A 20744-nucleotide genomic window follows, 5' to 3' on the forward strand; every position below is an offset into this window, starting at 1 on the left:
ATGTTAGAACTGAAAAGACCGACTGAAAGGCACATGAGATGAAGGATTTCGACAGTATTCCCACATTGATGGCCGATCTTGGAAAGCGCGCCAAGGCGGCCTCGGCCGATCTGGCCTTTGCCAGCGCCGAGCGCAAGCACGCCGCTCTGATCGCTGCGGCAGATGCGGTCTGGGCGAACCGGGTTAAAATCATCGAAGCCAACCAGAAGGATCTGGAATTCGGCCGCGAAAAGGGCCTGAGTCCGGCGATGATGGACCGCCTGATGCTGGACGAGTCTCGTGTTCAGGGGATGGTCGACGGTTTGCGTACCGTTGCGGATCAGGCCGACCCGGTGGGAGAGATTCTGACGGAATGGGACATGGCCTCGGGCCTCAACATCCAGCGCGTGCGCACGCCGCTGGGTGTGATCGGTGTGATCTATGAAAGCCGCCCGAACGTCACAGCGGATGCCGGCGCGCTGTGCCTGAAATCCGGCAACGCGGTGATCCTGCGCGGCGGTTCTGAAAGCTTCCACTCTTCAACCGCCATTCACGCCTGTCTGGTCGAAGGGCTGAAGGCTGCGAACCTGCCCGAAGATGCCATCCAGCTGATCCCCACCCGCGACCGTGCAGCAGTGCAGGAACTGCTGACCATGACCGACTATGTCGACGTCATCGTTCCGCGCGGCGGCAAGGGGCTGGTCGGGCTGGTGCAGCGCGAAGCCCGCGTTCCGGTCTTTGCCCACCTCGAAGGCATTGTGCACATCTATATCGACAAAGACGCCGACCCGCAGAAAACCCTGGATGTCGTTCTGAATGCCAAGACGCGCCGCACCGGAATTTGCGGCGCCGCGGAATGCCTGCTGGTCCATCAGGATGTGGCCGAGACACTAGGGCAGGACGTTGTCGCGGCCCTGCTGGCCGCAGGTGTCGAGGTTCATGCCGAGGGCGCGCTGGCCGTTGACGGCACGGTGGCAGCGACACCCGATGACTGGGGCAAGGAATTCCTCGACAGCATCATCGCGGCCAGACCGGTCACCGATATTGACGACGCCATCGCACATATTCGCCGGTTCGGATCAAACCACACGGACTGCATCATGACCGAGGATGCGAATGCCGCCAGCCGGTTCTTTGAACGGCTCGACAGTGCAATCCTGATGCACAACGCCTCGACCCAGTTCGCCGATGGCGGAGAGTTCGGGATGGGCGCCGAGATCGGAATTGCGACCGGCAAGATGCACGCGCGCGGACCGGTCGGCGCGGCGCAACTGACAAGCTTCAAGTACCTTGTACGCGGGAATGGAACGACCCGGGCCTAAAACCGGATCAAAACGCGGGTGGCGGTGGTTTCCGCCGCAACCCGCCGCCCCATCGACGCAGCCGCCTGCTGCAACAGGGCGAACTGCACCTGTGCGGGTTTTACAGCATTGGCAAACCGACCCGAAGGCAGGTTCTTCCAAAGGTCGCTGTCCAAGTTCAGCTTGTCCGCAGACCCGGTAACTGTCCAGTCCGGGCCCGAGTTTTCAATCGTGACCTCACCGCCAAACGGCATCGCGCTTTCGCAGCACATCATTGCCAGAAACGCCAGCTTGACCTGATTGCGCGGCACTGCCCCGGTCAGGTTCCAGTTGACGCGCACGCGGCCCGCGCGTTCCACATCCTTCAGCAGTTCGGCGACCTCGGCGCGCCCGAGCGGCTGATCGCTGGCCGATCCGAAAGCGACGCGAAAAAACCGTATCCGCGCCCCGGCGCTGCCGACGCTGCCCGAAATCAGCTCCATCTCGGGGCCCTGGACCGAGCCAACCATCTCAAGCAGTTCCAGACCATTGGTGATCGCGCCAATGGGGCTGATCAGATCGTGACAGATCCGCGAGCCGATCAACTCGGCCAGGTTGACTGTGGTGTCGCTCATGCGTACCTCCTGCTGCATCTGCCGCCGGACCGGAGCCCTTGGATGACAGACCTCAATGCTATTCTTGCACCGGGCATGTTTGTCCGCCACCCCGATTTTCCCGAATGGGGTGTCGGACAGGTACAGTCCAACATCGCAGGCAAGATCACCGTGAACTTTCGCGAGCAGGGGAAAGTGGTGATTGACGGAACACGCATCACCCTGATGCCCGTCTTTGATCCGTGAAACTGGTTTAGGAAAGGTTAACGGTTTCGCATATCTGCACTTGTTGCCATCCCCCCGGAAACTGCGGTATCAGCGCGCAAACAAGAACGGAACCATTCATGCCGGACGCAGGCCCTTCCTTTACCGTCAAGCTTGCCGAAACCGAGGCCGAACTGCGCGCAGCCCATCGTCTGCGATATGATGTTTTCGTGCGCGAACTGGGCGGCGGTGGAGAGATGGTGGATCATGAGGCCGGGCTGGAACTGGACCAGTTCGATCCGTACTTTGATCACATGCTGGCCATCGACGACCTGACCCACGAAGTTGTGGGCGTTTACAGGCTGTTACCGGGCGAACGTGCGGCGGAACTGGGCCAGTTTTATTCCGAGGACGAATACGATCTGACCGTGCTCAAGCAAGGCGGTCGCAAGCTGCTGGAACTGGGCCGATCCTGCCTGCATCCCGATTACAGGGGTGGCACGGCAATGTACCACCTTTGGAACGGTCTGGCGGGCTATGTCAACGAACGCGGAATCGAAGTGCTGTTCGGAGTGGCAAGCTTTCACGGAACGGATGTGCGTGAACTGGCGCAACCCTTGTCGATGCTGCACCACAACCACCTGGCCCCGCCGGACCTGCGGGTTCGCGCGCAGCCGGATGTGTTCGAACCAATGGATATGGTCGCGCCCGAGAATCTGGACCGTCGCGCGGCGATGGTGCAGGTGCCCGCGCTGATCAAGGCCTATCTGCGGCTGGGCGGATTCGTGGGCGAGGGGGCCTTTATCGACCACGCGTTCAACACAACTGATGTGTGCCTGATCCTCGACACGGCCCGCATGAACGACCGCCAACGGCGCATCTATGGCGGAGCCTGAACAGGTGAACGATCCTTCCTGGTACAGCGAAGACGCGCCTGATCCGGTTGAGCTGGGCCTTATTGGCTGGCTGCTGGTGGCTCTGCGCGGCTTTCCACTGGCAGTTCTGGTGTTCGGCGGCCTGATCGTTCTGTTGGTTGTTCGCCTGATTGAGCGTCCGCTGTATGGTGTGCGCCGCCCGATCACTCCGTTCATCACGCAATTCGTCTGCCGAAACGCCTTTCGCATTCTGGGGATCGGGTTTCGGTCCTCGGGCGAATTGATGAAGCAACACGGCGCGGTGGTGGCAAACCATTCGTCCTGGCTGGACATTTTCGCGCTGAACGCCCGCAAACGGGTTTATTTCGTGTCCAAGGCCGAGGTCGCAAAATGGCCCGGGATCGGATGGCTGGCCCGTGCAACCGGGACCGTGTTTATCGAGAGAGACCGAAAAAAGGCGCGCGAACAGACAAAACTGTTCGAAGAACGCTTGTCTGCGGGTCACAAACTGTTGTTTTTTCCGGAAGGGACCTCGACGGACAATTTGCGTGTTTTGCCATTCAAAACAACGCTTTTCGCCGCATTCTTCACTGACGAACTGCGGGAGTTCATGTGTGTGCAGCCCGTCTCGGTGATCTTCCATGCCCCGAAGGGGCAACCAGACAGGTTCTATGGCTGGTGGGGCGATATGGAGTTCGGGCCGCATTTGCTGAAGACGCTGGGCGCGCGCAGGCAGGGCGTGGTCGAGTTGATCTATCACGCTCCGGCAAAGGTCAGCGACTTTGCCAACCGCAAGGAACTGGCGGTTCATTGCGAGCAGGCCGTGCGTCACGCGCATTCGCTGGCGCGGCTTGAAAAATAGGGTCGAAAGGCCCTTGCGCTGCCATAAAACCTGCCGTATACGCGCGCCATTCAAACCCGCAGGCGGGGTTTGGCCTTTTTGAGGGAGACATCCTCATCAAGACCGCCGGTTGGAGCATCCGCTTCTTTCACCCCCGCCCAGGCGTAAACCGGAAAAGGAAAACATAGCATGGCTCTTCCCGAGTTCACCATGCGTCAGCTGCTGGAAGCTGGCGTTCACTTTGGTCACCAGACACAGCGTTGGAATCCCCGCATGGGCCCGTTCATCTACGGCTCGCGCAATGGCATCCACATCATGGACCTGACCCAGACCGTTCCGATGCTGGATCAGGCTCTGCAGGCCGTTCGTGACACCGTTGCAAAAGGTGGCCGCGTTCTGTTCGTTGGTACCAAGCGTCAGGCCGCTGGCCCGATCGCGGAAGCCGCTGAAAAGTCGGCTCAATACTACATGAACCACCGCTGGCTGGGCGGCACGCTGACCAACTGGAAAACCGTTTCCCAGTCGATCAACCGTCTGAACCAGATCGACGAAGCCATGGAATCGGGCGCCGAGGGCCTGACCAAGAAAGAGCGTCTGGGCATGGAGCGTGACCAGGCCAAGCTGCAGGCTTCGCTGGGCGGTATCCGCGAGATGGGCGGCGTTCCGGATCTGCTGTTCGTCATCGACGTCAAAAAAGAAGCACTGGCCATCGCCGAAGCCAACAAGCTGGGTATCCCGGTTGTGGCTGTTGTCGACACCAACTGCTCGCCCGACGGCGTTGACTACATCATCCCCGGCAACGACGACGCAGCCCGCGCAATCGCGCTGTACTGCGATCTGGCCGCACGTGCCGCGCTGGACGGCATGACCGCACAGCTGGGCGCCGCAGGCGTTGATCTGGGCGAATTCGAAGAGGCGCCGGCAGAAGAAGCCGTTGCAGAAGAAGCAGAAGCAGAAGCACCTGCCGAAGCGTAAGCTGCCCGTCACCAAAATGACATATGGGGCAGGGTATGACCTGCCCCAATTCCGTTTGAATTGAGGAGAGCCGAAAGATGGCAATCACAGCAGCAATGGTTAAAGAACTGCGCGACTCGACTGGCGCAGGCATGATGGACGCGAAAAAAGCGCTGACCGAAACCGGCGGCAACATGGACGAGGCCGTTGACTGGCTGCGCACCAAAGGTCTGGCCAAAGCGGCCAAGAAATCGGGCCGTACCGCAGCAGAAGGTCTGGTTGCCGTGCACGTTGACGGTGGCAACGGTGTTGCTGTCGAAGTGAACTCGGAAACCGACTTTGTCGCGAAGAACGCTGAGTTCCAGGAAATGGTCGGCAAGATCGCCTACGCTGCTGAAGGCGTCGACAACGTCGAGGCCCTGCTGGCTGCTGATCTGGGCGGCAAGTCCGTTGCCGACACCCTGACCGACAAGATCGCCACCATCGGCGAAAACATGTCGGTGCGCCGTATGGCTAAACTGTCGGGTGATATTGTTGTGTCCTACGTCCACAACGCGGCCACCAACGGCATGGGCAAAATCGGCGTTCTGGTTGCTCTGTCCGGCGGTGACGAAGCGATCGGCAAGCAGATTGCGATGCATATCGCAGCTGTGAACCCGGCAGCTCTGTCCGAAGCGGACATGGACCCGGCCGTAGTCGAGAAGGAAAAGCAGGTTCAGATGGACATCGCCCGCGAATCCGGCAAGCCGGAGCAGGTGATCGAGAAGATGATCGTGGGCCGCATGAAGAAATTCGTCGCGGAATCGACTCTGTTGAACCAGCAGTTCGTTGTGAACCCTGACCTGACCGTCGAAGCAGCAGCCAAGGAAGCAGGCGCAACCATCACCGGTTTCGTCCGCCTGGAAGTTGGCGAAGGCATCGTCGTCGAAAAAGAAGACTTCGCCGCCGAAGTGGCCAAGGCCGCTCAGGGCTAAACAGATTTGCCCGGACCGTACCGGTTCGGGCGTTTCGACAAGGACCGGTTGCGCGATGCGCAGCCGGTCTTTTCTTTTGCGGAATCAAAAAAAGGCGCCAAAGCGCCCGCAAGTCTTCCGGATTTGAATTGAGGGGCCCCGCATGATGGGGATGGTCGAGGCCCCCCAAAAATTCCGACATAGGTACGTGGACGAATAGACGCCCCTGTGTCAGAGCGACCGGAGAGCTTTGTTATTACAAAGATCCGACCAAATGTTCCCTGGCTAAAGCCACCACTCACGGAACAATATCACTTTGCAACCAGACCCCAGATTTGGAAAGTCATGTTTTCCTTACCTAAGGTAAATTGACGCAATTTGGCGTCAGATTCAGCCCTCAGGCCTCCATGATGAACATCTGATTTTGCAGCGACGCCTTGAGCACAGCCTGCGCCGTGGTCTCAACCGAAAGCGCCTCGCGCGCGAGCCTCAGATGCTTTTCCACGGTTGCCGATGTCAGCCCCATCAAAAGCGCGATGTCCTGGGTGGTCTTGCCGTCGCCGACCCATTGCAAGGCTTCGCGCTGACGCTTGGTCAGGGCGCGGTTCGGCGCGTTATAGGGCAGGGTCAGAATCTTCAGATGGGCGACATTATTCATCAGCAGAATGTCGTCGCCATGCTCGTCCCAGATCGCGTCCACTTCGTCCTGGCTGCGCCTGTCCCGGGCAGAGAGTGATATCGCGCCCTTGGACCGCATCGAGACGGAGTTGAAACTGACCGTATACCCGGAAACGACACCCTTGGATTTGTTGAACTCGATCACCGCGCGCTCCTGCGCCGACAGGGTGTCGTCGTTCATCATCTCCTGCGTCATTCGCCAGCTTGCCGCGCCTTCGTTGTGCAGCGCCCATTTCAGCATCGGAGCATGGAAATAAAGTCCACCGCTCAAAAACCCGTCCAGGTATTCCTTGCCGTGGTTCGTCAGAATCACGAAATCTTCGGGATCACCCAGCGAGGTTTCCGTTCGGTATTGCGTATATCCATAAAGCAGACGGTCAAACCCGTATTCGGCCATCTGGCGGCAATGTGCGTCCCAAAGCTCTTCCAGAGTCTTTGCATAACTGAGAAAATGAAGGTATTCGCTCAGCTTCATGCAGCGCCTCCGCCTTTCAGGTGCGCAGCCAGGGCATCAAGGGCCAGAACATATCCCTGTGCGCCGAAACCGCAGATCAGACCTATAGCGACCTGCGAGATATACGACCTGTGCCGGAACGTTTCACGCGCGTGGATGTTGGACAGGTGAACTTCGATAACCGGCAGGTCAACCGAGGCGATCGCGTCCATAAGCGCGATGGAGGTGTGCGTGTACGCGCCCGCATTCAGAACGACACCGTCCTGAACCCCTTTTGCGGCGTGAATCGCATCGATCAGCGCGCCCTCATGGTTCGATTGAAAATGCGTCACTTCCAGCCCGATGGAATTCCCATGGGTCCGGCACAAATCCTCGACCATCTTCAATGTGGTGTCGCCGTAAACCTCAGGTTGCCGGGTGCCCAACAGGTTGAGGTTCGGGCCGTTCAAAATCAGAGCTTTGTGCATTATTTCACTGTCCCCATAACAGGTTGATAAACGTGAATTGGTGGCAATGTCCACCTGCCAGCACACACGTGAGATGCGTGGCCCCGGCCAGTGACACTTTTATCGGCAAATGGCCGCCCTTCGGGGTCAGTTTTCATCCATTGTCACGACGATTTTTCCGACCGCCGTGCGTTCGGAAAGCTGCACAAGCGCCTCGGCCGCGCGGCTTAGCGGAAAGGTTGCGCTGACGCGGGGTCTGATTTGGCCCTTGTCGTATAACCCGAACAACTCACTGACGTTTTCAGCATGGCCCTTGGGGTCACGGAACACCGATGCACCCCAGAACACACCGACGACCTGACACCCTTTGAGCAAAGGCAGGTTCAGGGGAATTTTCGGAATGCCTGCGGGAAACCCGACAACAAGGTAACGCCCGTTCCAGGCCATGCTGCGCAGCGCGGGTTCCGCGTAATCGCCGCCAACCGCATCATAGACCACATCAACGCCTTCACCGCGCGCCAAGGATTTGATTTCTGTCGAAAAAGACTTTTGCGCGGCCCTGTCCATCTCGCGCGGATAGACGATGGTGGCATCTGCGCCAACCTCTCGGCAGAATTCCGCTTTGTCCGCAGAGGAGACAGCAGCGATCACGCGCGCGCCCATGGCTTTGCCCAACTCAATCGCCGCGGATCCGACGCCTCCGGCCGCACCAAGGATCAGCAGCGTCTCACCCGGCTGAATCGCGGCCCGGTCCTTCAGGGCGTGATGGGAGGTGCCATACGTAAAAATGAAACTGGCCGCATCTTCGTAGGGCATCGAGTCCGGGAACCTGACGGCGGTATTCGCCTTTATTGTCAGATGGGTGGCGAACCCGCCGGACCCGGTCAGCGCAAGCACCCGGTCGCCGGGTTCAAATCCGGTGACGCCTTCGCCGGTTGCCAGAACCTCGCCCGCAATCTCTCCACCGGGGGCAAAAGGGCGGGGCGGCTTGATCTGATACAAGTCCTGTATCATCAACGTATCGGGGAAATTGACACCTGCTGCCTTGACCCCAACCAGCAGTTCGCCCTTTCCCGGAACGGGAGCGGGCAGGGTGGTCAGTTCCAAAGTTTCCGGCCCGCCCGGGGCGACGCTGAGTAAAGCTTGCATATTGGCCCTGTTGTCCTTGTTATTCGGTCCAGAGGAACTTTGGCGCAGCAGCGGGTGTTGTCAAGAATTCAGCCGGGAAGGAACGTCTGACACAAGGCGGATCACCCCCGACAGCCCGCACCGCCGGAACACACCGAGGAGCAAGAACAATGACCCCCGAAACGCTATTCTCCCTGCACGGCAAAACGGCGCTTGTCACCGGCGGCGCCACGGGCATCGGTCGCATGGCTGCCGAGGCATTGGTCCGGGCGGGCGCTCGGGTTCTGATCGCTTCCCGGAAGGGCGACGCGTGCGAGGCGGTGGCGGCGGAGCTAAACGCGCTCGACGCGTCAGGAACGGCAGAGGGCTTCGCAGGGGATGTCGGAACGCAGGCGGGAATTGAGTCGCTGGCGGCCGAGGTCAGGAACCGCACGGATCGGCTGGATATCCTTATGAACAATGCCGGCGTATCCTGGGGCGCGCCGATGGGGCAGTTTCCCTACGAAGCCTGGGACAAGGTCATGTCCGTCAATGTCGCCGGTATCTTCGACCTGACGCAAAAGCTGCTGCCCATGCTGATGAGCTCCGGATCACCCGACGACCCGGCCCGCGTGGTCAATGTCGGCTCGGTCATGGGCGAGGTGCCGATGGGCGACGGCGCTTACAGCTATTCCGCCTCGAAAGCGGCGGTGCTGCACCTGACCAAGATCATGGCAAAAGAGTTTTCGCCCTACCACGTCACGGTAAATGCCCTGGCGCCCGGACCGTTCGTGTCGCGCATGACGGCATTTGCCACTGCGGATGAGACCACCCGCGAAAAGGTCGGAAAGTCCGTGCCTCTGGGACGCGTCGGCTGTGATGAAGATATCGCGGGATGTATGCTGTTCCTGTGCGGTCGCGGCGGCAGCTATGTCACCGGTGCGGTGATCCCGGTATCCGGCGGCATCAACGTCGTGACGGCCGGAAACATCTTTGCCGAAGCGTTTTGACAGCATCACGCGGAGGAGCCCAATGTCCGACAGCTCAAATCTGGACCTGACTGCAGTTGATAACTACCTCAGCGCCCATCTTCCGGGATATCGCGGGCCGCTGGAGGCGACGAAATTCGCGGTTGGGCAGTCGAACCCGACCTACGAACTGCGCACGCCTGAAAAATCCTATGTCCTGCGCCGAAAGCCACCGGGCACCCTGTTAAAATCGGCGCATGCGGTGGATCGGGAGTTCCGGGTTCAGACCGCACTTGCCGGCAGCAACGTGCCGGTGCCGGAGATGTATCTGCTGTGCGAAGATGCGGATGTCATCGGGTCCGATTTCTATGTCATGGAGCGACTGAACGGGCGCACTTTCCTTGAGCCGGTCATGAAAGGCGAAAGCAACGACACCCGGGCCGCAATCCTTGATGAGATGAACCGGGTTCTGGCCGAGTTGCATCAGGTGGATATCGACGCGGTGGGGTTGTCCGACTACGGGCCGCCCGGCAATTACTTTGAGCGCCAGATCGCGCGATGGACCAAACAATACCGGGCGTCGGAAACAACGCAGATCGCCGAGATGGACGCGCTTATTTCCGCCCTTGAAAGCTCGGTTCCGGCCGATGACGGGCAGCGGACCCTGGTACACGGCGATTACCGCATCGACAATTTGATGTTTGAGGAGGGCGGCACCCGCTGTCTGGGCGTACTGGACTGGGAGCTGTCGACGATCGGGCACCCCTATGCCGATCTGGCCGCCGTCATCATGCAATGGCAGATGCCACAGGGGAAAGAGGGGCGGGGCCTGGCCGGGATCGACCGCGCCTCACTTGAGCTGCCTTCGGATCAGGCATTTATCGAACAATATTGCCTGCGGCGCGGACTGCCCGGGATAGACAATTTCGGGTTCTATCTGGCCTTCAATTTCTTCCGCATGGCAGGAATTTTGCAGGGCGTATACAAACGGGCCCTGGACGGAAACGCGTCAGACCCGAAACGCGCGCAGATTTTCGGCGCCTACGTCCCGATGTTCGCGCAGCACGGGCTGGCCGCACTGAAATAGCGTTGCGGCCAACTACGCATTACGCTTCAGTTCAAGCTCCAGGTTTCCGAGGCTGTTTTTCCCGAAAAACATCTCGGAGCCGACAAACATACTGGGCACACCAAAAACGCCCTTTTTGACTGCGGCCTTGGTCTGCTCTTTCAATTGCTGTTTGATGTCGATGCTGGTCATCGCCTCGCGCATCTTGCGGACGGGCAACTCCTTTTCGTGCAGAATTTCGGTCAGGACGCCAAGTTCATCAACTTTTTGACCGTGGACCCAGATCGCATCAAATATGGCCTTTACATATTTGTTTTCCCATGGCTTTCCAGAAGCATAGACCGCGCCCCGCATGGCAAACCTGGTGTTGACCGGAAAATGCGGGCTCATGTGGAAACTCAACCCACGGGCACGAGCGAACCGATGCAGATCATGCGTAAGATACGCAGATTTCTGTCGGTTCTCGGAAAACGCCTGAAACGGGCTCTGGTTGTTGGTCGCCTTGAAAACCGTGGCCAGCAGCACCGGTACATAGCTCACCCGAACGCCATTCTTTTTCGCCAGATCGGGCAGAACCTTGTGCGCAAGAAAGGCATTCGGACTACAGAAATCGTACACAAAATCTATATGTTGCGCCATGTTTCTCCTCCGGGGCGTGAAAAATCGGACTAACCATCCCGCAATCGGCGAATCTGTTACTACGTCAGTGTAACAGCCCGTCCGGACAATACGTATAGGTGTGCGTTTCGCCCGCAAGCCGGTGATTGATTTCCCTGTTAATTCAATCCGCAAGGGCCCAATATCCAACGGGAAACCAAAGGACCCGGACCATATGCAAAGCCAGACCAAGTTCGATCCAACGCGACTGGGCCGTATACCCGGCTGGATGCAGCGATATGTCGATCAGCGGAAATACGCGGGCAACGCGCTGTTGGTGAGACACAAGGGCAACGAGGTGTTCTTTCACACCTGCGGTCAACGAAGTGTCGAGCGTGATCTGAGCTTTCAACGGGACACAGTAGCGCGCATCTATTCGATGACCAAACCGATAACGTCGGTTGCGCTGATGATGCTGGTCGAACGGGGGCAATTGCATCTGGATGCCCTGCTGTCCGACTTCATCCCCGAATTTCAGGATATTCGCGCGCTGATCCCCGGTGCGGCCCGACTGGATCAGACAGAGGCTGCGCCGTCGCCGACGCTGCACCATTTGCTCACGCATACAAGCGGTTTCAGCTATTCGTTCAACCCGGGATTGTTGCCGGACGCGATGGATGAGGTCGACCTGATTTTCGCGCCTAATCAGGGGCTTTTGGCGGATCGTGTAAGAGACTTAGCCAGTTTTCCTCTGGCGTTTCAACCGGGCACGCGATGGGAGTATTCGGTCGCGACTGATGTGCTGGGCCGGGTGATTGAAGTGGTTTCCGGGCAAACGCTTGATCAGTTTTTTCAGGCTGAGATTTTTGAACCGCTGGGCATGCACGAAACCGGGTTTTCCGTACCTTCCCGCGCGGTAGACAGGTTTGCGTCACTTTACACGCCGCTGGCAGGCGACGCGATGGACCTGAATTCGGCCAAGACCGGTGCAGAGACCCTGCGTCTGGTGGATCAGGCCGGCGAGTCGCCCTTTGAAAATGCAGTCACGTTCTCGGGCGGTGGCGGTCTGGTCAGCACCATCGACGATTATTCGCGCTTTGCCGAAATGTTGCGAAATATGGGGCAGGGCAACGGATATCGTCTGTTGGGGCCAAAAACCGTGGACTTCATGATGCGCAACCACCTGCCCGGCGATATCGCATCCATGGGACCGCAGAGCTTTGCAGAACAGCCGATGGAAGGCACAGGGTTCGGACTGGGTGGCGCTGTGGTCATAAATCCGGGCAGAACCCGCGTTCCGGGAACGCCGGGTGATTTCAGCTGGGGCGGAATGGCTTCGACCTTTTTCTGGGTCGACCGTCTGAACGAAATGACTGCTGTTTTCTTTACACAGCTCTCACCGTCCAGTTCCTATCCATCCCGCGCGGAACTAAAAGCGCTTGTCCTTGGGGCAATGATTGAATGACACCCAACGCGCTGATACCCAAGGCACATGCACCAAATCGGAGATCCGGGCATGACCGAAGCAGAACGTATCCTTCTGGACCTGCTGGACATCGAAAGGCTTGAAGTCGACCTGTTTCGGGGCACCGGTTCCGGCGGCGAAACCCCGACGCGCATCTTTGGCGGTCAGGTCATCGCTCAGGCGCTTGCTGCCGCATACCGCACGGTCGAGGAGCGGCTGTGCCATTCCCTGCACGCCTACTTCATTCGCCCCGGTGATCCGTCCATTCCCGTTATTTATCAGGTGGATAGAGCACGGGATGGAGGTTCGTTCACCACCAGACGCGTTGTCGCTATTCAGCACGGCAAGCAAATTCTGAACATGTCGGCTTCATTCCATATACAGGATGAAGGTTGGGGTCATCACCACGAAATGCCCAGGATGGAAGCGCCCGAACACTATCCGGCCCGCACCGATCTGCGGCAGAGATACGTGGAACTGGTGCCCGAAAAGCTGCGCGGAGAGCTATTGCGTGAACGTCCCATCGAGGTTCGCGAAGCCAGCCATCTGCACCCGTTTACGCCCGAGAAATCCGATGATCGCAACCAGATCTGGTTTCGCATGGGCGCCGCCGCAAATGCCGACCCGGTGACCCAGCACCTTTTGCTGGCTTACGCGTCGGATATGTACCTGATGAGTTCGGGGATGCGACCCCATGGGCTCAGCTGGTTCACCGGCGAAGTCAACGGAGCCAGCCTGGATCATACCTTATGGTTTCACGCGCCTGTGCAGTTTCAGAACTGGCATCTTTACGCGATGGATTCGCCATGGGCCGGGCAGGGGCGCAGTTTTAACCGCGGGTCGATCTACTCAGAGGACGGTACTCTGGTCGCGTCAGTTGCGCAGGAAGGGCTTATGCGAAAAGCTCAGCGGAAATCTTAGGATCACTCGATAAACTGTTGATTTAGCTTCCGCATTCCGCCCAGCCAGCGATCATAGTCGCCAGCTTTGTGCCGCATATAGTCCAGAACCTGCGGATGCGGCAGCACCAGAAACTGTTCCGCTTCGATAGCCTTCACACAGGCTTCGGCTACGTCCTCGGGCTCCAGCATGCCGTCTATTGATGCGACGGAAAACTCGTGCCCGCGTGTCATTTCAGACCGAACGGCCTGCGGACACAGAACCGACACGCGCAGACCTTTGTGGCCATATGTCAAAGAAAGCCACTCTGCGAACCCAACAGCCGCATGTTTCGTAACCCCATAAGGTGCCGCACCCGGCTGATTGAGTAATCCGGCAGCCGAGGCCGTTGTCATGAAGTAACCGCCGCCACGTTCGATCATTCGCGGAACAAGGTGACGCGCCGCCCAGACATGCGACATGACATTGATCTTCCAGATCCGATCCCAATCTTCATCCGGAACATCGAGACCGCCCAGCGTCAGAATTCCCGCATTGGCGCAGAACAGATCAATCGGTCCGATAGTGTTTTCAACCGTGTCGATCAGGGATTTGATATGCGCTTCGTCTGAAACGTCGCAATGTACCGCTGAGCCGCCAATAGACTGCGCGACCTCAGTTGCACCGTCCAAATCAATATCGGCGCAAGCGACATGAGCACCTTCCTTGGCAAAACGCTCAGCCAAACCTTTGCCAATACCTTGCGCGGCACCGGTCACGACGACAGTTTTTTCGTTCAGAACCATCTGACACTCCGCAGCTTGTCTTTAAGGCGTGACCGTAAGACATTGGTAGTTAATGGCAAACCCGGTTTTCGGACATAAACTATTTAACCATAATACCGATTACGCGCTTATTGGGTCACCTCAGTAGAAGGCCTGCAATCCGGTTTGTGCCCGCCCCAGGATCAGCGCGTGAACGTCATGCGTGCCTTCATATGTATTCACGGTCTCAAGGTTTACCATGTGACGAATGACCTGGAACTCCAGCGATATGCCGTTTCCGCCATGCATGTCACGGGCCATGCGCGCAATGTCCAACGCCTTGCCGCAATTGTTGCGTTTGACGATCGAGATCATTTCGGGCGCGGCTTCGGCCTGATCCATAAGACGACCGACGCGCAGACTTGCCTGTAGCCCCAGTGCGATTTCGGTTTGCATGTCCGCCAGCTTGCGCTGGAACAGCTGCGTTTGCGCCAGCGGCTTGTTGAACTGCTTACGATCCAACCCATACTGGCGGGCTCCGTGCCAACAGCTTTCGGCGGCCCCCATAACGCCCCAGCTGATCCCGTACCGCGCGCGGTTGAGACAGCCGAACGGTCCTTTCAGTCCCTGCACATGCGGCAGCAGAGCGCCCTCGTCCACCTCGACGCCGTCCAGAACGATTTCGCCGGTGATCGAGGCGCGCAGGCTCATCTTGTTCCGGATTTTCGGAGTGCTCAGCCCCTTGAGGCCTTTTTCAAGAACAAAACCACGAATCTTGCCCTCATGCGCATCAGACTTGGCCCAGACAACAAACACATCCGCAATCGGAGAATTTGAAATCCACATCTTGCTGCCGGTCAGACGATAACCGCCATCAATCTTCTCGGCGCGGGTTTTCATGCCGGCCGGATCGGACCCGGCATCGGGCTCGGTCAGGCCAAAACAGCCGATCCATTCGCCGCTGGCCAGTTTCGGCAGGTATTTCCGGCGCTGTTCCTCTGATCCGTAGGCGTAGATCGGATACATGACCAACGAGCTTTGAACGGACATCATCGAGCGATACCCCGAGTCGACACGTTCAACCTCGCGCGCGACCAGACCGTAGGACACGTACCCTGCCCCGAGCCCGCCATACTCTTCGGGAATCGTGGTGCCCAACAGGCCCATTTCGCCCATTTCCCGAAAGATTTCGGGATCGGTTTCCTCGTCCTGAAACGCCTGGAGCACGCGCGGCTGAAGCTTTTCCTGCGCGTAAGCCTGCGCGCTGGCGGCGATCATCCGTTCGTCTTCGTTCAGCTGATCTGACAGGCGAAACGGATCGTCCCAAGTGAAATTGCCCATGTCAGGCGCATCTTTGGCACGCAGGGCCGGCTTGGTGTCAGGGGCGTTCATAATGCTTCTCCGCTCAGTCAGCTTCGCCGCAAACTAACCCGGCCACCGGACAAAAAACAGTAAGAGTTTTGCATTCACCCATGAGGAAAACTCATAGGCCACCGGCGACGCCCCTGCCCCGGTCCGGTTCAGCCCAGGGCGTAGCCGGCGCCGCGCACTGTCCGCACGGGATCTTCGCCGCCATGTTGCGTCAGTGCCTTGCGAAGACGACCAATGTGGACGTCCACAGTGCGGGTATCCACATAGATATCGCGGCCCCAGACGCGGTCCAGCAACTGTTCGCGGCTCCAGACGCGACCCGGTTTTTCCATGAAGGTGCTCAGCAGCCGAAACTCGGTCGGGCCAAGCTTTAGCGGCTTGCTGTCCCGGCTGACCTTATGTGTCTCTGAATCCAGAACGATGTCGTCGAACTCCAGCCGCAGACCGACGGTTGCGGGCCGCACCCGGCGCAACTGCGTGCGCACGCGTGCCATCAATTCGACGACCGAATACGGCTTGACGACATAATCATCCGCCCCGGTTTCCAACCCGCGCACCTTGTCGACCTCTTCGGTCCGGGCCGACAGCATGATGATCGGGATCGATCGCGTGTCGGGACGGGATTTCAGACGGCGGCAGACCTCGATCCCGCTGAGGTTGGGCATCATCCAGTCCAGTACGATGATGTCCGGGCTGTCCTCGTCAACCAGCAGCATGGCTTCGTCGCCGCTGGCCGCTTTGGACACGCGGAATCCTTCAGCTTCGAGGTTATAGGCCAGCACTTCGCGCTGGGCCAGTTCGTCCTCGACAACCAGAACGGTTGGTTGGTCAGCTGACATTCTTCAGATCTCCTAGGCGGATTGCGACGTAATATCTGCTTTGGGTCGGGCTTCGGCCGGGCGTTCACCGGTTACAAGATAGACGACCTGCTCGGCGATGGCGGTGACATGGTCGCCCATGCGCTCGATGTTCTTGGCGATGAAATGCAAGTGCATACAGGCGGAAATGTTGCGCGGATCCTCGGCCATGAAGGTCAGAAACTCACGGAACAGACCGTTATACATCTGATCGACTTCCTCGTCGCGCTCGATGACGTCAGCGGCCAGTTCGGCGTCGCGCTGGATATAAGCATCCAGAGCGTCGCGCAGCATCCGCTCCACCTCGCGCGCCATGCGGCGCAGGGCGGCGGCGCTGCCGTTGATCTCACCTGCGTTGACCAGAACCGTGGTGCGTTTGGCGATATTCTTCGAATAATCGCCGATACGTTCCAGGTTTGCCGACACTTTCAGCACCGACAGGACCAGACGCAGGTCGCCCGCGGTTGGCGCGCGCAGCGCGATCACGCGGGCTGTTTCCTCGTTGATCAGGTCTTCCAGCGCATCAATAGCCTTGTCGCCTTCGCGAACGCGGTGGGCCAGTTCTTCGTCCCGGGTCTCAAGTGAGCGTGCCGAGCTCATGATGGCGGCCTCGACCAGGCCGCCCATCTTCATGATATGGGCCTGGATCGCTTCGAGATCCCGGTCGAATACGGATGCAATATGTTGTTCGCTCATCGCAATATACCTGTGCTCAGCCGATGCGGCCGGTGATGTAACTTTCGGTGCGGGGATCTTCGGGGTTGGTGAAAATCTGACCTGTTTCGCCAAATTCGACTAGGTTGCCCAAGTGGAAGAACGCGGTCTTCTGGCTGACCCGCGCGGCCTGCTGCATCGAGTGGGTCACGATCACCACCGAATAGCGCGAGCGCAGCTCGTCGATCAGTTCCTCGACCTGTGCGGTTGCAATCGGGTCCAGCGCCGAACAGGGTTCGTCCATCAGCAAGACCTCGGGCTCGGTCGCGACGGCGCGGGCAATACACAGACGCTGCTGCTGCCCGCCCGACAGGCCGGTACCCGGGGCATCCAGACGATCCTTGACCTCATCCCAGATCGCGCCGCGACGCAGAGATTTCTCGACAATCTCATCCAGTTCCGCCTTATTCTTGGCAAGGCCGTGGATGCGGGGACCATAGGCCACGTTGTCATAGATCGACTTGGGGAACGGATTCGGCTTCTGGAACACCATGCCCACCTTGGCGCGCAACTGCACCGGGTCGACGCGCTTGTCATAGATGTCTTCGCCGTCCAGCAGGATATCACCTTCGACCCGGCAGATGTCGATCGTGTCGTTCATCCGGTTCAGACAACGCAGGAAGGTGGACTTGCCGCAACCCGACGGGCCGATAAAGGCCGTTACTGTCTTGTCTTCGATCTCTACGTCCACGTCCTTGATGGCGTGGGTATCACCGTAATAAACCTGAACCTTGTTCGCGGCGATTTTGATATCTTTTGCGTCCACGGTTCTCTCCACTCGTGTCATGTCGTTCATTATAGCCCCCAATTACCAGCGGCGTTCAAAGCGGCGGCGCAGAATGACCGCGATTGTATTCATCGTCACGAGGAATATCAGCAGAATGATGATGCCTCCCCATGCGCGTTCATAAAAGGCCGGGTCGGCGCGTTTCGACCATTCGTAGATCTGCGCCGGCATGGCCGAGTTCGGGGACAGGAAGCCCGCAACTAACCCATCAGGTGGATTCGACGCGATAAAGCCCACCATCCCGATCAGCAGCAGCGGCGCGGTTTCCCCCAGCGCCTGTGCCAGACCGATGATCGTGCCGGTCAGGATACCGGGCGCGGCCAGCGGCAGAACGTGGTGGAACACTGCCTGCATTTTCGAGGCCCCTACCCCAAGCGCGGCGTCCCGGATCGAAGGCGGAACCGCTTTCAGCGACGCGCGGGTCGAGATGATGATCGTTGGAAGGGTCATCAGCGTCAGCACCAGACCGCCCACAAGCGGTGCTGAAGTCGGCAGATGCATGTAGTTGATGAACACAGCCAGACCCAGAATACCGAACACGATCGACGGAACCGCCGCCAGGTTCGAGATATTTACCTCGATGATATCGGTCAGCCGGTTCTGCGGCGCGAATTCCTCAAGATAGATCGAGGCCGCAACCCCGATGGGCAAGGCCAGCGCCAGCACAACCAGCATCATGAACAGTGAACCCAGCATCGAGACGCCGATCCCCGCAGCCTCGGGCCGCTGATCCGATGCGTCCGCACCAAAGATGAAGTCCGGGTTGAACGCCTTGTAAAGCACTCCGGCGTCCCGCAGCTGATCCACGAAATCAAGCTGAGCGGTGCTGATGCTTTTGTCGTTGGCAATCGACTCGCGCGTCACGCGGCCCTTCATGTACCCGTCCACACGGCTGTTGACGAGGAACCGGAAGCTGACCGTTTTGCCGATTTCATCGGGATTGGCCAGAACGTAGTTCCGCAGCTCTGCCTGCGCGGCCTTGGACAGAATCCCACCCATTTCCTTTGGCTTCAGATCGGTTTCGATGCCCAGCTTCTGAACTTCGCTTTCCAGTGCGGCCGCAATCAGGGGCGCGTAGCCGAAGGTCGAAACCTTTTTGATCTCTTCGATGTTCCGGTTGCCCTTCTTGTCCAGCTTGTCTTCCAGCAAGTTCACATCCAGTTCCAGGAAGGACTGCTGGAATGCGCCGGTGCCGGCTGTCACGATGTTGGTGACCAGCACGACCAGCATCAGCAAGCCGACGCCAATGGCCGCGATCCCGTACATCTTGAACCGGCTCTCGGCCGCGTTGCGGCGCTTGGTGCGTGCGTCCTGCTGGAACAGCGATCCGCCCTTGGGCTTCGCAGAAGGAGCAGCGCTTGGAGTTTGGGAAACTTCGGTCATTCGTACTGCTCCCGATATTTGCGTACGATGTAGAGGGCGAAGATGTTCAGCCCCAGCGTGATGATGAACAGGGTCAGTCCCAGCGCGAAGGCCACCAATGTCTCGGCACTGGCAAAATCGGTGTCCCCGGTCAGCTGACTGACGATCCGCGTTGTGATCGTGGTCATCGCCTCGAACGGGTTCCCCGAAAACTTGGCAATCGCACCTGCCGCCATCACCACGATCATCGTCTCGCCAATGGCTCGGCTTGCTGCCAGCAGGATGGCTCCGACGATGCCCGGCAGCGCTGCGGGCAGGATCACGCTGCGCACGGTTTCGGAATGGGTCGCACCCAGCCCAAGCGAGCCGTCGCGCATGGACTGCGGCACAGCATTGATGATGTCGTCCGACAGCGACGACACGAACGGGATCAACATGATGCCCATCACCAGGCCCGCAGTCAGAACCGCGTTTGAACTGGCCATCCAGCCCAGCCCCAGCGCGCCGCCATCACCGAAAAGCGACACCAGCGCCGGCCCCACGGTCAGCAGGGCAAACAGACCATAGACGATGGTGGGAATGCCGGCGAGGATCTCAAGCAACGGTTTGGCAATCGACCGCGTCGCGCCGGATGCATATTCCGACAGGTAGATCGCCGCGAACAGGCCGATCGGCACCGCCACGAGCAGCGCGATCAATGAGATATACAGCGTACCCCACAGCAGTGGCAGGATCGAAAGCTCACTCCCGCCGCGGAAGTTGGGCGCCCATGTGCTGCCAAAGAAGAAGTCCCGCCACGAATGCATCTGGAAGAAGTTCATCGTCTCGAACAGCATCGACAGGACGATCCCGACCGTCGTCAGAATGGCGATGGACGCAGCCAGCAACAGCAGCGCCAGAATACCCTGTTCGACGACGTTGCGGGCGCGGAATTCCTTATGTGTGCGCACATAAGCAAAGGCCGCGCCAAGCAGAGCAAGTGCCAGAACAACGACTTGCATCACGACAGTACCCATTCCGGTCATGTTGCGGTATTTCTGCGCTGCGACCAGAATAGGCTGAGTAATCTCCTGCGTCAGGACCTGGCCCGCGTCTTTCAGCGCTGCCGTAAGCTCATCAATATCAGCGTTGGGATTTTGCGCCTGTGCTTCGCTCATCGTGCCCAGAGCAACTGCGCCATCCAGGCCGTCCGCGACGCGGCGCACTTCGCTCATGACAAGACTCCGGTCCGTTCCTTCCGTGATTGCATGATCAGGGATCAGGCCGGACACCGAATTGTTTACGATCATCGGCTGAACCAGAAGCCAGACAATCAAAACCCCCAGAGCCGGTACAAGCGCTGTAAGCGCGACATTGTAACCATAATATGATGGCAGCGAATGCAACTCGCGGGCATCTCCTCCCGCGCTTGCCAAGGCACGGGACCGACCCGTGAAAAATCCAATCACTGCCAGTGCAAGCAGGATCAGCAACAGCCAGGATAACGCCATGAGAACTCCGTGGGGATGGCAGTAAATGGAGTCAAAATG

General features: G+C 58.8%; 22 protein-coding genes. 10 read left to right on the plus strand and 12 right to left on the minus strand.

The window, feature by feature from the left end:
* Nucleotides 1–38: 38 nt before the first annotated feature.
* A complete protein-coding gene (locus ACR0D8_RS05960) occupies nucleotides 39–1301 on the plus strand; it encodes a glutamate-5-semialdehyde dehydrogenase (protein WP_480645215.1) in 1263 nt (420 codons plus the stop codon).
* On the opposite strand, the gene ACR0D8_RS05965 is transcribed toward ACR0D8_RS05960, so the two are convergent.
* Entirely contained in the window at nucleotides 1298–1894 is a 597-nt protein-coding gene (locus tag ACR0D8_RS05965) for a histidine phosphotransferase family protein (RefSeq protein WP_480645217.1), read from the minus strand. The two genes, ACR0D8_RS05960 and ACR0D8_RS05965, sit on opposite strands and share 4 nt — an antisense overlap.
* 42 nt (nucleotides 1895–1936) lie before the next feature.
* Here ACR0D8_RS05965 and ACR0D8_RS05970 point away from each other — a divergent pair, with 42 nt between their 5' ends.
* From ACR0D8_RS05970 to tsf, 5 genes are all read left to right on the plus strand, one after another.
* Complete coding sequence (locus tag ACR0D8_RS05970) at nucleotides 1937–2119, plus strand: DUF3553 domain-containing protein (RefSeq protein WP_475160646.1); 183 nt, start codon at nucleotides 1937–1939, stop codon at nucleotides 2117–2119.
* A 98-nt stretch (nucleotides 2120–2217) separates the two neighbouring features.
* On the plus strand, nucleotides 2218–2973 hold the full coding sequence (gene olsB, locus ACR0D8_RS05975) for an L-ornithine N(alpha)-acyltransferase (protein WP_480645218.1): 756 nt from the start codon (nucleotides 2218–2220) through the stop codon (nucleotides 2971–2973).
* Nucleotides 2960–3814, plus strand: coding sequence for a lyso-ornithine lipid O-acyltransferase (gene olsA, locus ACR0D8_RS05980; RefSeq protein WP_480645220.1), 855 nt, complete (start codon nucleotides 2960–2962; stop codon nucleotides 3812–3814). The genes olsB and olsA overlap by 14 nt, the downstream gene beginning before the upstream one ends.
* A 168-nt stretch (nucleotides 3815–3982) precedes the next feature.
* Entirely contained in the window at nucleotides 3983–4768 is a 786-nt protein-coding gene (gene rpsB / locus ACR0D8_RS05985) for a 30S ribosomal protein S2 (protein WP_480645221.1), read from the plus strand.
* Between the two features lie 77 nt (nucleotides 4769–4845).
* Nucleotides 4846–5721, plus strand: coding sequence for a translation elongation factor Ts (tsf, locus tag ACR0D8_RS05990; RefSeq protein WP_475160656.1), 876 nt, complete (start codon nucleotides 4846–4848; stop codon nucleotides 5719–5721).
* Nucleotides 5722–6097: 376 nt separating this feature from the next.
* On the opposite strand, the gene ACR0D8_RS05995 is transcribed toward tsf, so the two are convergent.
* The 3 genes from ACR0D8_RS05995 to ACR0D8_RS06005 form a co-directional block, all read right to left on the minus strand.
* Entirely contained in the window at nucleotides 6098–6853 is a 756-nt protein-coding gene (locus ACR0D8_RS05995) for an autoinducer binding domain-containing protein (protein WP_475160658.1), read from the minus strand.
* A complete protein-coding gene (aroQ, locus tag ACR0D8_RS06000) occupies nucleotides 6850–7299 on the minus strand; it encodes a type II 3-dehydroquinate dehydratase (RefSeq protein ID WP_480645222.1) in 450 nt (149 codons plus the stop codon). The genes ACR0D8_RS05995 and aroQ overlap by 4 nt, the downstream gene beginning before the upstream one ends.
* Before the next feature lie 126 nt (nucleotides 7300–7425).
* Nucleotides 7426–8427, minus strand: coding sequence for an NADPH:quinone oxidoreductase family protein (locus ACR0D8_RS06005; RefSeq protein WP_480645223.1), 1002 nt, complete (start codon nucleotides 8425–8427; stop codon nucleotides 7426–7428).
* 149 nt (nucleotides 8428–8576) lie between these two features.
* On the opposite strand from ACR0D8_RS06005, the gene ACR0D8_RS06010 reads away from it, so the two are divergent.
* Nucleotides 8577–9395 (plus strand): SDR family NAD(P)-dependent oxidoreductase, encoded by an 819-nt coding sequence (locus tag ACR0D8_RS06010; protein WP_480645224.1) that lies wholly within the window; start codon nucleotides 8577–8579, stop codon nucleotides 9393–9395.
* Between the two features lie 22 nt (nucleotides 9396–9417).
* Nucleotides 9418–10440 carry a phosphotransferase family protein gene (locus ACR0D8_RS06015; RefSeq protein ID WP_480645225.1) on the plus strand — a complete coding sequence of 341 codons (1023 nt, stop codon included), beginning with the start codon at nucleotides 9418–9420 and terminating at the stop codon, nucleotides 10438–10440.
* Between the two features lie 12 nt (nucleotides 10441–10452).
* On the opposite strand, the gene ACR0D8_RS06020 is transcribed toward ACR0D8_RS06015, so the two are convergent.
* A complete protein-coding gene (locus ACR0D8_RS06020; RefSeq protein ID WP_480645227.1) occupies nucleotides 10453–11211 on the minus strand; it encodes a DsbA family protein in 759 nt (252 codons plus the stop codon).
* A 40-nt stretch (nucleotides 11212–11251) separates the two neighbouring features.
* On the opposite strand from ACR0D8_RS06020, the gene ACR0D8_RS06025 reads away from it, so the two are divergent.
* Entirely contained in the window at nucleotides 11252–12481 is a 1230-nt protein-coding gene (locus tag ACR0D8_RS06025) for a serine hydrolase domain-containing protein (RefSeq protein ID WP_480645229.1), read from the plus strand.
* Between the two features lie 51 nt (nucleotides 12482–12532).
* The gene (locus ACR0D8_RS06030; RefSeq protein WP_480645231.1) at nucleotides 12533–13402 is read left to right on the plus strand and encodes an acyl-CoA thioesterase; all 870 of its coding nucleotides are present in this window, start codon (nucleotides 12533–12535) and stop codon (nucleotides 13400–13402) included.
* Nucleotides 13403–13404: 2 nt separating this feature from the next.
* Here the strand turns inward: ACR0D8_RS06030 and ACR0D8_RS06035 are convergent, their stop codons facing one another.
* The 7 genes from ACR0D8_RS06035 to pstC all read right to left on the minus strand — a co-directional run bounded on the left by ACR0D8_RS06035 (nucleotide 13405) and on the right by pstC (nucleotide 20705).
* Nucleotides 13405–14166 carry an SDR family oxidoreductase gene (locus ACR0D8_RS06035; RefSeq protein ID WP_480645232.1) on the minus strand — a complete coding sequence of 254 codons (762 nt, stop codon included), beginning with the start codon at nucleotides 14164–14166 and terminating at the stop codon, nucleotides 13405–13407.
* 120 nt (nucleotides 14167–14286) lie between these two features.
* Nucleotides 14287–15516: an acyl-CoA dehydrogenase gene (locus ACR0D8_RS06040; protein ID WP_480645233.1), complete on the minus strand. Its 1230-nt coding sequence runs from the start codon at nucleotides 15514–15516 to the stop codon at nucleotides 14287–14289.
* Between the two features lie 128 nt (nucleotides 15517–15644).
* Complete coding sequence (phoB, locus tag ACR0D8_RS06045; RefSeq protein ID WP_475160681.1) at nucleotides 15645–16334, minus strand: phosphate regulon transcriptional regulator PhoB; 690 nt, start codon at nucleotides 16332–16334, stop codon at nucleotides 15645–15647.
* A 12-nt stretch (nucleotides 16335–16346) separates the two neighbouring features.
* Entirely contained in the window at nucleotides 16347–17048 is a 702-nt protein-coding gene (gene phoU / locus ACR0D8_RS06050; RefSeq protein WP_475160682.1) for a phosphate signaling complex protein PhoU, read from the minus strand.
* A gap of 16 nt (nucleotides 17049–17064) precedes the next feature.
* Nucleotides 17065–17862, minus strand: a complete 798-nt coding sequence (pstB, locus tag ACR0D8_RS06055) for a phosphate ABC transporter ATP-binding protein PstB (RefSeq protein ID WP_475160683.1) — start codon at nucleotides 17860–17862, stop codon at nucleotides 17065–17067.
* 12 nt (nucleotides 17863–17874) lie between these two features.
* Nucleotides 17875–19236 carry a phosphate ABC transporter permease PstA gene (gene pstA / locus ACR0D8_RS06060; RefSeq protein ID WP_480645235.1) on the minus strand — a complete coding sequence of 454 codons (1362 nt, stop codon included), beginning with the start codon at nucleotides 19234–19236 and terminating at the stop codon, nucleotides 17875–17877.
* Nucleotides 19233–20705, minus strand: a complete 1473-nt coding sequence (gene pstC / locus ACR0D8_RS06065; protein WP_480645237.1) for a phosphate ABC transporter permease subunit PstC — start codon at nucleotides 20703–20705, stop codon at nucleotides 19233–19235. Before pstC ends, pstA begins: the two co-directional genes overlap by 4 nt.
* Nucleotides 20706–20744 lie beyond the last annotated feature (39 nt).

The sequence above is a fragment of the Ruegeria sp. BG10 genome, assembly GCF_056538575.1.

Bases quoted from the DNA above. Each gene is read 5' to 3' on its own strand.
- rpsB (WP_480645221.1), top strand. From the start codon at position 3,983: ATGGCTCTTCCCGAGTTCACCATGCGTCAGCTGCTGGAAGCTGGCGTT.
- phoU (WP_475160682.1), bottom strand. From the start codon at position 17,048: ATGAGCGAACAACATATTGCATCCGTATTCGACCGGGATCTCGAAGCG.
- olsB (WP_480645218.1), top strand. From the start codon at position 2,218: ATGCCGGACGCAGGCCCTTCCTTTACCGTCAAGCTTGCCGAAACCGAG.
- olsA (WP_480645220.1), top strand. From the start codon at position 2,960: ATGGCGGAGCCTGAACAGGTGAACGATCCTTCCTGGTACAGCGAAGAC.
- ACR0D8_RS06010 (WP_480645224.1), top strand. From the start codon at position 8,577: ATGACCCCCGAAACGCTATTCTCCCTGCACGGCAAAACGGCGCTTGTC.
- pstA (WP_480645235.1), bottom strand. From the start codon at position 19,236: ATGACCGAAGTTTCCCAAACTCCAAGCGCTGCTCCTTCTGCGAAGCCC.
- ACR0D8_RS05970 (WP_475160646.1), top strand. From the start codon at position 1,937: ATGACAGACCTCAATGCTATTCTTGCACCGGGCATGTTTGTCCGCCAC.
- phoB (WP_475160681.1), bottom strand. From the start codon at position 16,334: ATGTCAGCTGACCAACCAACCGTTCTGGTTGTCGAGGACGAACTGGCC.
- ACR0D8_RS05965 (WP_480645217.1), bottom strand. From the start codon at position 1,894: ATGAGCGACACCACAGTCAACCTGGCCGAGTTGATCGGCTCGCGGATC.
- ACR0D8_RS06025 (WP_480645229.1), top strand. From the start codon at position 11,252: ATGCAAAGCCAGACCAAGTTCGATCCAACGCGACTGGGCCGTATACCC.
- ACR0D8_RS05960 (WP_480645215.1), top strand. From the start codon at position 39: ATGAAGGATTTCGACAGTATTCCCACATTGATGGCCGATCTTGGAAAG.
- ACR0D8_RS05995 (WP_475160658.1), bottom strand. From the start codon at position 6,853: ATGAAGCTGAGCGAATACCTTCATTTTCTCAGTTATGCAAAGACTCTG.
- ACR0D8_RS06030 (WP_480645231.1), top strand. From the start codon at position 12,533: ATGACCGAAGCAGAACGTATCCTTCTGGACCTGCTGGACATCGAAAGG.
- pstC (WP_480645237.1), bottom strand. From the start codon at position 20,705: ATGGCGTTATCCTGGCTGTTGCTGATCCTGCTTGCACTGGCAGTGATT.
- tsf (WP_475160656.1), top strand. From the start codon at position 4,846: ATGGCAATCACAGCAGCAATGGTTAAAGAACTGCGCGACTCGACTGGC.
- ACR0D8_RS06040 (WP_480645233.1), bottom strand. From the start codon at position 15,516: ATGAACGCCCCTGACACCAAGCCGGCCCTGCGTGCCAAAGATGCGCCT.
- ACR0D8_RS06005 (WP_480645223.1), bottom strand. From the start codon at position 8,427: ATGCAAGCTTTACTCAGCGTCGCCCCGGGCGGGCCGGAAACTTTGGAA.
- pstB (WP_475160683.1), bottom strand. From the start codon at position 17,862: ATGAACGACATGACACGAGTGGAGAGAACCGTGGACGCAAAAGATATC.
- ACR0D8_RS06015 (WP_480645225.1), top strand. From the start codon at position 9,418: ATGTCCGACAGCTCAAATCTGGACCTGACTGCAGTTGATAACTACCTC.
- ACR0D8_RS06035 (WP_480645232.1), bottom strand. From the start codon at position 14,166: ATGGTTCTGAACGAAAAAACTGTCGTCGTGACCGGTGCCGCGCAAGGT.
- aroQ (WP_480645222.1), bottom strand. From the start codon at position 7,299: ATGCACAAAGCTCTGATTTTGAACGGCCCGAACCTCAACCTGTTGGGC.